The organism is Sphingobacterium sp. UBA5639 (assembly GCF_002421245.1).
GTDB lineage: Bacteria > Bacteroidota > Bacteroidia > Sphingobacteriales > Sphingobacteriaceae > Sphingobacterium > Sphingobacterium multivorum.
In genome coordinates, this window is sequence record NZ_DIJR01000031.1 from 261,399 (window position 1) to 275,105 (window position 13,707).

13 protein-coding genes are annotated in these 13,707 nt (G+C 39.3%); 6 read left to right on the top strand and 7 right to left on the bottom strand.

Annotation, left to right across the window (positions count from 1 at the left end; all coding sequences use genetic code 11):
* Nucleotides 1-21 precede the first annotated feature (21 nt).
* The 3 genes from B4Z90_RS20635 to B4Z90_RS20645 all read right to left on the bottom strand — a co-directional run bounded on the left by B4Z90_RS20635 (nucleotide 22) and on the right by B4Z90_RS20645 (nucleotide 4,487).
* Nucleotides 22-453, bottom strand: a complete 432-nt coding sequence (locus B4Z90_RS20635; RefSeq protein ID WP_286803214.1) for a hypothetical protein — start codon at nucleotides 451-453, stop codon at nucleotides 22-24.
* 499 nt (nucleotides 454-952) lie between these two features.
* Nucleotides 953-3,343 (bottom strand): PDZ domain-containing protein, encoded by a 2,391-nt coding sequence (locus B4Z90_RS20640; protein WP_286803216.1) that lies wholly within the window; start codon nucleotides 3,341-3,343, stop codon nucleotides 953-955.
* A gap of 97 nt (nucleotides 3,344-3,440) precedes the next feature.
* On the bottom strand, nucleotides 3,441-4,487 hold the full coding sequence (locus B4Z90_RS20645) for an alpha-L-fucosidase (protein ID WP_286803217.1): 1,047 nt from the start codon (nucleotides 4,485-4,487) through the stop codon (nucleotides 3,441-3,443).
* A 317-nt stretch (nucleotides 4,488-4,804) separates the two neighbouring features.
* Between B4Z90_RS20645 and B4Z90_RS20650 the strand changes: the two genes are divergently transcribed.
* Entirely contained in the window at nucleotides 4,805-5,302 is a 498-nt protein-coding gene (locus B4Z90_RS20650) for a DinB family protein (RefSeq protein WP_286768871.1), read from the top strand.
* 16 nt (nucleotides 5,303-5,318) lie between these two features.
* Complete coding sequence (locus tag B4Z90_RS20655; RefSeq protein WP_286768870.1) at nucleotides 5,319-6,074, top strand: DNA alkylation repair protein; 756 nt, start codon at nucleotides 5,319-5,321, stop codon at nucleotides 6,072-6,074.
* Nucleotides 6,075-6,201: 127 nt separating this feature from the next.
* Here B4Z90_RS20655 and B4Z90_RS20660 read toward each other — a convergent pair whose 3' ends face one another.
* Nucleotides 6,202-7,698 carry a succinate CoA transferase gene (locus B4Z90_RS20660; protein ID WP_286803219.1) on the bottom strand — a complete coding sequence of 499 codons (1,497 nt, stop codon included), beginning with the start codon at nucleotides 7,696-7,698 and terminating at the stop codon, nucleotides 6,202-6,204.
* A 433-nt stretch (nucleotides 7,699-8,131) separates the two neighbouring features.
* Between B4Z90_RS20660 and B4Z90_RS20665 the strand changes: the two genes are divergently transcribed.
* Both B4Z90_RS20665 and B4Z90_RS20670 read left to right on the top strand, forming a co-directional pair.
* Nucleotides 8,132-8,965 (top strand): AraC family transcriptional regulator, encoded by an 834-nt coding sequence (locus B4Z90_RS20665; RefSeq protein WP_070564665.1) that lies wholly within the window; start codon nucleotides 8,132-8,134, stop codon nucleotides 8,963-8,965.
* Nucleotides 8,966-9,004: 39 nt separating this feature from the next.
* Nucleotides 9,005-9,856 (top strand): 3-keto-disaccharide hydrolase, encoded by an 852-nt coding sequence (locus B4Z90_RS20670; RefSeq protein ID WP_070564662.1) that lies wholly within the window; start codon nucleotides 9,005-9,007, stop codon nucleotides 9,854-9,856.
* 148 nt (nucleotides 9,857-10,004) lie between these two features.
* Here B4Z90_RS20670 and rpsT read toward each other — a convergent pair whose 3' ends face one another.
* A complete protein-coding gene (gene rpsT / locus B4Z90_RS20675) occupies nucleotides 10,005-10,259 on the bottom strand; it encodes a 30S ribosomal protein S20 (protein ID WP_046671646.1) in 255 nt (84 codons plus the stop codon).
* A 113-nt stretch (nucleotides 10,260-10,372) separates the two neighbouring features.
* Between rpsT and B4Z90_RS20680 the strand changes: the two genes are divergently transcribed.
* Nucleotides 10,373-10,906, top strand: coding sequence for an RNA methyltransferase (locus B4Z90_RS20680; RefSeq protein WP_070564659.1), 534 nt, complete (start codon nucleotides 10,373-10,375; stop codon nucleotides 10,904-10,906).
* Between the two features lie 90 nt (nucleotides 10,907-10,996).
* A complete protein-coding gene (sucD, locus tag B4Z90_RS20685) occupies nucleotides 10,997-11,869 on the top strand; it encodes a succinate--CoA ligase subunit alpha (protein WP_070564656.1) in 873 nt (290 codons plus the stop codon).
* A 78-nt stretch (nucleotides 11,870-11,947) separates the two neighbouring features.
* Here sucD and B4Z90_RS20690 read toward each other — a convergent pair whose 3' ends face one another.
* A complete protein-coding gene (locus tag B4Z90_RS20690; protein ID WP_070564653.1) occupies nucleotides 11,948-12,448 on the bottom strand; it encodes a DinB family protein in 501 nt (166 codons plus the stop codon).
* Between the two features lie 7 nt (nucleotides 12,449-12,455).
* Nucleotides 12,456-13,346 carry a DUF4886 domain-containing protein gene (locus B4Z90_RS20695; protein ID WP_236560117.1) on the bottom strand — a complete coding sequence of 297 codons (891 nt, stop codon included), beginning with the start codon at nucleotides 13,344-13,346 and terminating at the stop codon, nucleotides 12,456-12,458.
* Between the last annotated feature and the right edge of the window lie 361 nt (nucleotides 13,347-13,707).

A 13,707-nucleotide genomic window follows, 5' to 3' on the forward strand; every position in this document is an offset into this window, starting at 1 on the left:
ACCCTTCAGTTACCCATCCATTTACTTTTTTCGAAGTTCAATATACCGGTCTATGCTAATGGGAAAGTTATCGGCAGTCCGCAGTAGAAAACAGGCAGCCGCTCCTACCCAGACCGAATAATCGAACGTCGATTTAATTCCTAACGAGAGGGTCATCACCAGCCCAAAGCAGATCAGTAGAATCCCGGCAACGAATGCAGTAAAACGCAGTTTATAGCCGATCAGCAATAGGATTGCTAAGACAACCTCTAATAATGTTGCGCCGATAGCAAGTATATTACCGAAAGTTTCAGGCACAAAAAAATTAAGGGTATTTGAATAGGCTACAAAATTGGCCCAATTTCCCCAGGAAACATGTGATGCCCCCGGTATCCCCCACAGCCCCAAACGATCTGCAACAGCAGACAGAAACGCTGTAGATACAGCTAAACGTACAAAAAGTTGACTATACATGGTATGAATTATATAAATAGGGTATAAACGATATAAACCAAATTTAAAAGAACAAAAACAGTCCAAACTTAAACCAGTTTAAGAAATTTGTTTCAACCATCCCATACTCACAAAGACTCCCCTCGCTGTAATACCCGTGTTGTACCTTCACTTCCTCGCTCATCGTTCGGCGATTACCTTTGGTCAAACCCATTGCACAGTTAAATCAATAAGGCTGCCAGCACTCATGTGCTGTACAGCCTTATACATCAATTAATACGAATAAGAATTTAATATCATGTGTCTACCCCAGTAAATGATAACACACTGTTATAATGACGACCAAGATGCTCAATAGTCCCAATGGAAATAAAAATTATAAACAAAAAAATAATATCGTCATAAGATGATCGATCTATCACAACTGCCATGTTTTACTGCTAATTGCTCACAATAGCTATATCGCATGTCAACAAACCAAAGTACAATGCTATATTTCAATAAGTCCATAGAAAATTTACTACAGCTGCAGGGTTAATTCCTGCTGCTGTTGGTTTCTAAAAATGAACACCTTCGGCTGGTCAGCGTGTACATGCTTTTTTATCGCTTGTTGCAGGTCTATTAATTGATCTATTTTCTCGCCCTGATAATTCAATACAACATCGCCGACACGCAAACCGCTTTTGTAAAGATTGCCTTTTTCATCCAACTCGAGCAGCAGCACGCCGTTTATCGCGGGTAGGCCTGCGGCCGACTGCTCCCCCAAAGTCTCCACTGATTTAAATACCCCCGACTTCCAGGACCATCTGCTCCCCTGCTCCTTTGCTTCGGATTGGATCAACTGAGGTATTTCAGGACTAGCGGCTAGAGTTTTAAGTCTTTTACTGGTAACTCCAAAATGCAGCATGTCAAAATTTTTAAAATCCTGATCCTTCCAGTTTTTCAACCGGAAATCACCATGTGCGGGATTCGTAAAGTTCAATTGAATAACCCGACCATGTTTTTCTATGCCTTTCGCTCGATCTTTGTCGAGGTCATCCTGCCGTCCGTAAATATTATGGTCTACCTCTTCCCCCCAATACTTGACCTGTATATCCTGATGGGACTCCATCACGATATTATTACGGAATACATCGTGACTATGCTGAAACCATACATGAGGATGAAAACCATTGTTGATCATCACGTTGTTGTACACTTTGCGATAAAACCCTTCTCTTAGTTTTAGTCCTCCACTTAAACAAAGGTTATTGTAAATTTCATAATTGGAAGATCCGTCATCCAAATCAATATCCCAACCGTGATTACAGCGAAATCTATTATCATGAATTTTGGTTGTTTTGACTGCGTCCAGCAATATTAAATTGGGATGTTTCCCCGTCAGTTCATCCATCTCCTTTCGATTGGGATGCCAAAATCGGTCGCGCCCCCATGAGTTGAAGGCACCGTGATCGCTGGTTTCCAGGACTGTATTAAAAACATCATTGTAAGCGATCTCATGACCGCCCCAAGTCCCATCACCTACATTAATACCTGCTCGAGGAACATTGTAAATGGTATTATGCAAAATTCGTAGCGATTCAGCCATGGAGACCTGTACACCTGCCACTTGTTTTTCGATCAAGCCAATGTCATGGATCAGGTTGTCACTTGCCTCACAGTCCATGGGGTAATTATTGGTTTTTGGCCCTTCGATGGTATCCATTTGGTCAAATGGGACAAATTTTTCATATCGAAATTCCGGTGAGCGTACTGCCGCTGGATCTCCTACAAAATTGATCGCTCCTGCACCGATCTGTTCAATCCGGTTGCCTTCGATTTTGACCCCGCGATTGTAATTATTAACAAATATTGCATTGCCGCCCAAAGCGATAAAATCATTCGCGCGGAAGATACAGTTTTCCGCACCTTCAATCTTTACTGCTCCCTGTCGATAGATCGTCCAATCACTACGTAAGAGTGGTTCGCTTGTTTTCATAAAGGTAGGAGCAGTATACATGAAGCGAAGGCCACTAACCTCAATATCATGCACTGGACTGAAAGATGAACCTGAAAGATAGATTAGATTTTCCAATTGTGGCGCTACAAACTTCAGCTGGTTGGGATTAATTCCTTTAGCAGGCATATAATATAAGCGTGCCTTCTCCACATCCAAATACCACTCCTGAAAGGTATCGAGTTCTTCAAAGATATTTTCTACAAAGCGATAGGTCTCGTGCATTTTGCTGGGACGATTATTTTGCTGTCCACCTTCAAGTGTAACAGTTGATAATCCGTCTTTTCCTGTAATCTGATAATGGAACCCTCCCCAGCGACCAGCATGCAAAGCATGTACAATTCCCCCCTTAGGGTTCTTCCAGGTTGCTACACGTTCGGGACTTAATGCATCTGCAGCATAGCCTTGAAATGGCAAGACTGTAGGATCGTAGTTTGGATAACGTGCCCGGACAAGATGCTTATCATTTGCATATAGACTTTGGAAGTTTACTCCACTTGGGACCTTAGCCTCCCAAATACCATGATCGCCCTGTTTCCATTTGAGGTTAAGCGATTTGGCACCACTCAGCGTAACTTGTGCTCCTTCCTCAGCTTTGATCTGCAAGGGTTGTCTTCTTGTGCCCGATACCCCGGCAGACAATTCAATCGGTTTATCCAGCTGGTAGGTGCCCGCCATAAAGATGATTTCGATGTCCGGTGTATTTTTTCCTTGTTTCTGTTTTTCTACCGATCGCAGTGCGGCTTCAGCTGTGGCATAGGGACTGCCCATGGTTCCTTGGTTTCTATCACTTCCTTTTGTACTGATGTAAATACGTTTTACCGAGCCAGACTGTTGCCCATGCACGCTAAGTGAAGCGACACCGGTAAGGCCAATAAATAATAATTTTGGAAATAACATACAAGATATCTTCATAATTTTAATCGTTCATATAATATTAGCTGGATTATATCAACTATAAACCAGCTATATAGTAAGGTCTATAAGTCAATAAACAGCAAATTCGCTCAGATTAGTTCTTTTTTCGCTCTGCTGTTGCTTTCAACAAAATTTCTTTACTGGCAGCCGGCACATTTCCGTTAGCATCAGGTCCAATATTGAGCAGCAAATTCCCGCCTTTTTCATTTATCTCGCGCAGCTTAGTATTTACTTCTGTAGGAGATTTCCAATTATTATCTGATTTTTTATATCCCCAAGAATTATTCAAGGTATAACAGGCTTCCCAATCGTAATCCAGTAACGTTCCAGGATGTTCTTGTTCAGGCGTTCCAAAATCACGCTTAAATTGATCCCGCTTTGCTACGCGGTTATTAATGATTAGAGTGGGTTTTAATTTGCGTAGATATTGATAAAGATCTTCTCCCGCGGCCATATCCCACCAATTCACCCAGTCCCCATCAAACCACAGGATGTCAGTATCATACTTAACAACCAATTCTTTCAATTGATTTTTCATGTATTGAATATAAGCGGCTTTCTGTTCCGGCTTAATGAGAATCTGGCCCCAGTCGCCTTTACCATTGGGATCAACATATTGCGAATCGTGATGCCAGTCGATAATACTGTAGTAGGTACCAAATCTAATCCCAGCTTTCTTACAAGCTATGGACAACTCCCGCACGAGATCTCTTCCTTTCATTGGCGTCGAAGCGATATCATAATCTGTATAGGGGGAATCCCACAGACAAAACCCCTCATGATGTTTGGTCGTCAGGACGATATATTTCATTCCAGCATCCTTAGCCAATTGAACGATACGATCCGCATTGAAGTCCTTAGGATTCCAGGTGTTGATCAGTTCCGAATATGCTGCCTTCGGAATATTCATTTCCGATTGTATCCATTCGGCATATCCCTTGGTTGAATCCCCATTATACATCCCTCCAAGTTGACTATAAAGCCCAAAATGAATAAACATTCCGTACTTTGCTTCCCTAAACCAATGCATCCGTTCATCAAAATCCTTTTTGGATTCCTGCAAATAATTAACTTGGGCGTTTCCCATGTTCATAAACAACATGGCTAGTAGAGAAAGAATACAATGCGTTACTTTTATCATATTTATTTTAATTGGTTAATCCAACAAGCTCAAGCAGCTGTCAAATCTTCTGTTGGTGCCACACACACATTCTGCAAAATGCTAAACCATTCTGCTATTGCAAAATAAATATAAAAAATATGAAGAATACTTTTTATTTATTTCAAATAAGTTACGCTTAATGGACGGCCTGTACAGTCACAATTTTATAAGAAATAAATACTTTCAAAGCGGCTTATCAAACAAGCTATCTACTATAAAATTTAATGTAAATTCATTCCAAAAAGGATTTATATTTAGTAAATATTTCATTTAACACCATACTATAGATTAAAATTATGAGTTTAAAAACCTTAATCACAAAAAGTGCTGAATATAACAACTGGGTCGTCAATAAATACATCAATTGGTTGGCTGATAAATCAGATGACCAACTTAACCAAGAGGTACCTTCAAGTTTCCCGACCATTTTGAAGACCTTAAATCACATCTTGCAGACACAGGAATATTGGTGGAGCCACATTGCGGAAAGCAATGATTTTGATTTTGAGAAAAAGCGAGCCACAAAAGAAGAAATATTTGAAGCACTACAAAGAAGTTCAGCTCAACTCGTGGATTACATACACAGGCTAACCGAGTTGGATCTTGAAAAAAATATCAAAGTGGAATCACCATGGTTTCAATGCGACTTCACGAAGTATGAATACATACAACAGCTTATCCTCCACGGAACATATCACAGGGGACAGATCGTTACAATGGGCCGAGCTATTGGAATAACGGATGCTCCAATGACAGACTTTAATTATTGGAATATTTATAAAGATCAACAATAGGGATTTGAGCACTGCCATGGACAAAATTACCAGTAAAGTACAGATCCGAGAAATTGTCGCAGCGGCGAAACAGCAAGGACAGCAATCCGGTATAGAATCTTTTATGTTAAGCTTACAAGCGTGTTTACTGAAAAAGAAAGTTCGTTTTCCCCTTCTGGAGTTTGCGGCCAGGGAAATTATGCTATTCGTACCTGAAACCGAGCAGTTACACTTGACAGATCGTCTCATTGCCACAACAGAAATGGGAAGTTATGTTTTAACGGGAATAATTCTCCAGCAACGTCTCCCCGAACACTTCGAACAATCCATCCATAAAGCCTGTACCTATATAACCATAGGTAATCAATGGTACGTCTGTGATATCATCGGCGAACGCGTACTTGGTCATGCGCTGTTGACTTTGCCTAAAAAAGCAATACCTCTATTAGAAGAATTAGCTCATCATTCTGACAAATGGATTGTCCGAACAATTGGTGTAGCTACACATTATGCCGTAAAAAAAGGCCTATCAGCCACATACGTAAACATTTTATTGAAGCTACTGATTTCATTGTCAAACACAACAGATTTTCATGTAAAAAAGGGAATTGGCTGGGGAGCCAAAACAATAGCAAAATTCCATCCCGATCTTGTTGCTTGCTACAGTAAAGCAATTGAATCGCCAGAAACCAAACAATGGTTTCGGACAAAAATTACGATTGGTCTCAATCGCCACAACTTGAGGACTAAACAGAATCGGCAGGAGGATACGACGATTCATCTTAATCAATGAAATGAATGCGTGATTTTCTTTGCGATAATTATACATCAAGAAAGAACTATACAGCAGGAAAGGCGAAGTCTACAATTAAACCTCGCCTTTCTATAAACCTTTAGTCCATATGTAACCACGCCCTCGGTTATTGGTCTTTTTTCATTGTTCCTTTTTCACGAAGGTTGATATGCCAGCTAAAAGCCTCTTCTAACAAATGTGGTGTATGCCCCCCTCTCTCACAAGCGCGGTTATAATAATCTAATAGCTGCTCTTTGTAATCGGGATGTACACAGTTCGCTATAATTACTTTCGCTCGCTCGCGAGGCGCTAAACCACGTAAATCTGCCAAGCCATAATCTGTTACCAAAATATCGACATCATGTTCGGTATGATCCACATGGGAAACCATAGGAACAATATGAGAAATTGCATCTCCTTTAGAGGCCGCCTGTGTGACAAAGATGCTCAAATAAGCATTGCGTGCAAAGTCACCCGACCCGCCGATACCGTTCATGATATTTGTTCCTGAAGTATGGGTAGAATTTACGTTTCCATAAATATCAAACTCTATGGCTGTATTAATTGCTATAATCCCCAAACGTTTGATCAGTCCAGGTGTATTGGAAATATTCTGTGGGCGCAATACAATTTTATCACGGTATCGATCCAAATGATCGAACACTCTTGAATAACACTCTTCGGAAACAGTAATTGAAGAAGCAGAAGCAAAATCCAGTTTTCCGGCATCGATAAGGTCAAAGGTGCTATCTTGCAACACTTCAGAAAACATCGTTAGATTACGGAACTTACTATGTATAAATCCCGTCAGAACAGCGTTAGCTACTTTTCCAATACCCGCTTGAAGTGGCATCAAGCTTTCTGACAAATGGCCTAGCGCTACTTCATTTTCGAAAAACTGTAAAATATGCTTCGCTATCGCTGTAGTTTTGGTATCCGGTTCAGCAATATCGGCTGGGCTATCAAGCTCATTCGTAAACACAATTCCCACCACCTTGCTTGCGTCCAAAGGAATAGTTTTACGCCCAATTTTATTTTCAGGTGCTACAATCGGAATAACATTACGGCGAGGGTAATCTTCTGCTTGGTAAATATCATGTATCCCTTTAATCGTCATCGGTATCGCAGTATTGACCTCCAAAATAACCTGCTTAGCCAATGCAGCAAAAGTAGCCGAATTTCCCACAGAAGTCGTTGGAACAATACTTCCGTCTGATTCTATTGCTGCTACTTCCAAAACAGCAATATCCACCTGAGGCAAATTCTTATTGTGCAGCAATTCGGCTGTTTCGCTTAGATGCTGATCAATAAACAGCACATCCCCGGCATTAATTTTATGACGTAAAATACGATCTACCTGAAAAGGCATCCGCTTGGATAGTGCCCCCGCTTCCGCCAATTTACCGTCTGTTCCATGTCCCAACGAAGCCCCAGTAATCAAGGTTATTTTCAATGGATCCACTTTTGCACGTTCAGCCAAGGCTGGTAACACAACCTTACTATCTCCAGCCTTAGTAAAACCACTCGATCCAACGACCATTCCATTTTGAAATAGCTTAGCAGCTTCTTCCGCTGTAATCACTTTATCATGTAAGCTTTGAACTTTTATTCTTTCGTAAGCCATATTGTTATAGTTTGATTTTATTCCATTATTGTAAACTTAAGAAATTGAAACCTATATATTTCCCTTATTTGTAAAGTTCTTTGTTATATTTTCCAACCGCTTAACCAAACAATTTTAGCATTTTTTTCAACTGCATATTTATTACCATTCGACACAAAATTATCCAAACGAGACTAAAAAGCCACAACTCGCTACAAATCAAAAATATACAACAAATCATAATAAAAAAATATTTTATATCACACTGATTGATAATATATATCACACTGATAACAAACAACTTACAACAACAAAGGTAAAACCAAAGTAAGTAAAGACTAACTCTCTTGTCGATTAATTGCCATTTTAACGTAAGCATACACTCACTTTCAAGAAGTAAAGGTGGGGTCTAGTAAAAAAGTCTTACCTTTGTGACATAGTATTATAGGTTAAAATGAATACACAAGATATAACGACAGATGCTAAATATGTCAACCGTTATTATATGACGGAAGTAGACTCATTTGAAGATAGCATTTACTGTCACCACGCTATTATTGCAGAGAATCATATTTCCGAACATTGCCACGATAAGGACCAATTTTTATATACAGAAGGCGGTGTCGTATTTGTTAAGACAGAGGAAAAATCATATTTTCTACCTGCCCGACATTATTTGTGGATTCCCGCTGGAATAAAACATAGTATTCATCCAAGTACACCGGAGGTCGTTATGCGTAATTTGTACTTTCCCAAAACCAATAATGACGCACCCTTCTATAGCAAAATGGGAATCTATCCAGTAAATGATCTTTTGATAGAGCTGATTATGTTTACCAACCGCTGGAATGGCAATATCTTTCCGATCGAAGAACCTAAATATAGTATCGCTACAGCATTTAAACTTATCTTGCCGGAATTATCGCTGCATGAGCTTCCATTGGCCTTGCCCTATCCTAATCATCAGAAATTAAAGGATATCGTCACTTACCTCGAAGAGAATATAGAGGAAAATGTCAGCTTTAAAAAACTTGCCGGATTATTTAACATTAGTGAACGTACATTAGCCAGACTATTTCAAAAAGAATTAAATATGTCTTTTATCCAGTACTACACTATTCTCAGAATGCTGACTGCTCTTAAGCTCCTTTTAGACGAAAAACTAAGTGTAAATGAAGTTGCACTCAAAGTTGGATACAATAGTCTCCCCACCTTTAGTAACACATTCAATAAGGTCGTCGGTATCCGTCCAAGCGAATATGTCAAACAAAAAGAATTGCTTATTTAAAAATGTTTACCTAATTTAGGTCAATAAACCTAATTCAGGATGAAATTCAAACATATCATTTACAGTGCTGGAATTTTATTGCTCAGCACTTCTTTATTTGCCAAATCTCAAGATAAGAAACCCAAACCCATTCAGTTATTTAATGGGAAAGATTTGAAGAACTGGACCCCAAAAATCAGAAACCACAAAGTTGGGGATAATTATAAAAATACATTTCGTGTAGAAGACGGTTTACTCAAAGTAAGATATGATGGTTATGATAATTTTAATTTTCAGTATGGTCATCTATTCTACAATAAAGAATTCTCAGCTTATTTATTGCGCGTCACTTACAGATTTGTTGGTGAACAGGTAAATGGTGGAGAAGGTTGGGCCTGGCGTAATAGCGGAGCCATGCTACATGGACAGGATCCTAATACCATGGGGGTGGATCAAGACTTTCCAATATCGATCGAGGGGCAACTGCTGGGTGGAAATGGCAAGGACGAACGGACCACAAGTAACCTTTGTACACCAGGCACAAACGTTGTGATCGACAATAAGCTATTTACACCACATTGCAGCAGCTCAACATCAAAAACCTATGCTGGAGATCAATGGGTAACTGCTGATTTCTTAGTATTGGGAGACTCACTTGTGCAGCATATCCTTGAAAACAAGGTCGTATTACAGTATAATAAACCCCAAATTGGTGGCGGCAATGTAAGTGGTTTCGATCCTAAAGTGAAAAAGGATGGTCAGCTTTTAAGTAAGGGGACTATTTCACTGCAGAGTGAGAGTCATCCCATTGACTTTAAAAAAGTGGAACTTTACGATTTGGAACCTTACATGAAAGATCCCAACAAATTGAAAAAGGTCATCGCGGAGCTACTTCCAAATTTGCAACAATAAAAAACACTCCAAGTCAGTTTTAAAATAAAAAAGCATCGAATATCGATGCTTTTTTATTTACCATTCGCTTGGAAAGAGAAATCCAAAGTATATAACATAAAGAAAAGGGATACAGCGAGCTGTACCCCTCTATATCTATACGAAAAGCTTACGCTAAACCGTTAACAAATTTTGTTAACTTAGATTTGTTGTTAGAAGCTTTTTTCTTGTGGATCACATTTTTCTTTGCCAAACGATCAAGCATAGAAATTACGCGTGGTAACAATGTTTTTGCTTCTTCTGCAGAAGTAGTGTGACGTAATTTTTTGATTGCGTTACGTGTAGTTTTTGCTTGGTAACGGTTTCTTAAACGTTTAGTAGCGTTTGCTCTAATTCTTTTGATCGCTGATTTATGATTTGCCATTTTTTTTAGCTAATTTTTATTCAATTTTTTCTTGTAATTCGGACTGCAAAAATAACACCTTATTTTCAATATTCAAAATCTATTTTATTTTTTAGGTTTAGTATATTTGCGACATGCAAAAATTATCGATGGATGAACTTCAACGTACAGATGTTGAATCGTTTAAAAAACAAGAAAAAACTCCTATCACAATCGTTATGGACAATGTACGGAGCATGCATAATGTGGGCTCGGCCTTCCGTACTGCAGACGGATTTGCTATTGAAAAAATATACTTGTGTGGCATTACGGGCACACCTCCCCATCGCGAAATCGAAAAGACCGCCCTCGGGGCTACTCAATCAGTTGCTTGGGAATACCACAAAGATACCACAGCTGTTGTTGATCAGCTTCGGTCAGAAGGGTATGTCATTATTGCCATCGAGCAAGCAGATGATAGTGTTATGTTACATCAGTTTGAACCAGAAAATGATAAAAAGTATGCATTGATTTTTGGAAATGAGGTCAATGGAGTAGATGAAGATGTCATGGAAAAAATTGATACCTGCATCGAAATCCCCCAATACGGAACCAAACATTCCTTAAATGTATCTGTCGCAATTGGCATTATTCTTTGGGATTTTATCCAAAAACGCAATTTCAATTAAAAATTTATCAATAAAGGTCACATTCCTATTCACATTGCTTCCATTTTAGAAAGCAAAATAGTAGATTTGTGTGCAAAATTTAAAGAAGAAATGAGTGTATTAGTTAATAAAGATTCAAAAGTAATCGTTCAAGGTTTCACTGGAAACGAAGGTACTTACCATGCTACTCAAATGATTGAGTACGGAACAAATGTAGTTGGTGGTGTTACTCCTGGTAAAGGTGGTCAACAACACTTAGACCGTCCTGTATTCAATACTGTGCAAGATGCAGTTGACACTACAGGAGCTAATGTTTCTATTATTTTTGTACCTCCAGCATTTGCTGCAGATGCGATCATGGAAGCTGCCGCTGCTGGTATCGAAGTGATTGTTTGTATTACAGAAGGTATCCCAACAAAAGATATGATCCAAGTAAAATCTTACTTGAGCGACAAAAACTCTCGTTTGATCGGTCCTAACTGCCCAGGTATCATCACTGCAGGCGAAGCTAAAATCGGTATCATGCCAGGATTTATCTTCAAAAAAGGTAATGTAGGTGTTGTTTCTAAATCAGGAACTTTAACTTACGAAGCCGTAGATCAAACTGTAAAAGCAGGATTAGGTATCACAACAGCAATCGGAATTGGTGGTGACCCTATCATTGGTACAACAACGAAAGAAGCTGTTGAATTATTAATGAATGACCCTGAAACTGAAGCGATCATCATGATCGGTGAAATTGGTGGTGGAATGGAAGCTGAAGCTGCTCGTTGGATCAAAGAACACGGTACTAAACCTGTTGTTGGATTTATCGCAGGTCAAACAGCGCCTCCAGGACGTCGTATGGGACACGCTGGTGCAATTGTAGGTGGTGCAGATGACACTGCTGCTGCAAAAATGAAAATCATGCGTGAGTGTGGTATTCGTGTTGTTGAATCTCCAGCTGAAATTGGAAAAGCAATCGCAGAAGAATTGGCTAAATAATTAGACCATCGAGCATATAAAAAAAAGGGAATCAAATTTGATTCCCTTTTTTTTATACCTAATAATTAGATGACAACATTAACTAGACATTGCTTCGTCTGCCGATGGTCCATATAAGCCCGGTACGGCAATATCCAATAATCGCAAATAAACAGTCAACTGACCACGATGATGAACGATATGATTATTGACAATAAAACGTATCGCTCCAGCTCGTGGCAAACGGGCAATCTCATGGTCCCCAGCTTTAAGCACCCATTCATTAAACCAATCCGATTCGGCGATATCCGCTAGTGTTGCCTTGTTCTCTTCCAGTCCAAGAGTGAGGATTGTTTTCAACTCTTCGACAGAGGATACTTTGAGAGGCTTATAATCTACTTTAAAATCAAATACGTCCTTTGGTATTGCCTTGTGTACCCAGTTATGTAACTCGACAACATGAGCAGCCAATTCGCCCAAACTCATCGATTTTTCGTGCGGGCGCCAATCCAATTTATCGTCCGGTATCCGATCTAGAATACGTTTGGTATTTTTTGTTTCGTGATCCAATTCGATCAAATAGCTCTTTTTGATACTCATATAAATACTAGTTCATTAATTGAAAATCTTTTAATACGGTAACAGCATAGGGGAATTCCACTGCCTTATGTGCTGCTGCTCGCGCAATTTCTCCCTCTACATAGGTTACTTTAAGCGGTAAAAATGTATTGTTCAGTATATTTTCATGGAATAACGCCTCATACCAGGTACAGGCAGCAACGAAACGTCCATAGTTCAGATTTAGGTGATAACCATCACGCGTAAAATTATCCCCCACAAAACTCGAACGTGCATTTTGAACAGCTGTACCCGAAGGAATCAACAGATCGAAATTACCCCAGTTAAACACCTCTTGCGAAGTATTGGCAATAGCCCTATACATACTATCTTGGCTACGGTTATAACGAACAAAACCTTCATGCGATGAACCGTTCTGATATGCCCAAGTTTGATGCAATATATACTTAGTTTCAGGAAATAGAATATGTTTTGTTACATAATCATATAAAGGTGGCAGATCCTTCGCATACGAATCATAATCTCCTGATAGCGGACTTGCTTGCTGAAAGCTAATATAATCCCAAGCCTCATCGATAAGCGCTTCAGATAAGCGCTCATTTGCTTTCTCGGACATTTGCCCGTCAAGATTTATTTTCCGGTAGCGATAAGCTGGCTTATCATCTTTTGCGTTACTTACATGTAAATTTAGAGGAGCTCCCCCAATATAGAGATTGCCGATCACTATCTTTTTCTTGCCGGCTTTCGCCAATTCATATAAATTCTGTTCAATAGCATCTTCCGAGAAACTATTACCGATGGCCAATATTCGTAGCACACCATCATCCAAAGATTTATTTTGCGCATTTAATCGATTATTCCTCAAAAAGAATACGATTAAAAAACCAAAAACCAATACCTGTTTTACTTTTATCATCATATAATGCAATAACAACTAAATTAGATAATATCTCGTAGAAATACGAATGATATACCTAGAAAGGGAGATTTTCTCCCATCTGTAAGTTATCGAGACAGCAGCTGGGACAGGGATATCTGCTCATAAAACTTAATAATAGTGGAAAATAGCTGTATAGCATGTAATTCTGATAGCTATATCTGCGACCACTACCAATATACTTCCTAACAGTCAGATAACATATAAAACTAGTTATAACAAGTAACTACTGCAAGGCCAATTGATATGCAGCTATAGTATACAGGTAAAAGTAATAGGATTTGACACGGTCAGTGCAGGCTGCAGGACTGCTACCGTTTGCGGAACAGCTTCCGATGGAGCA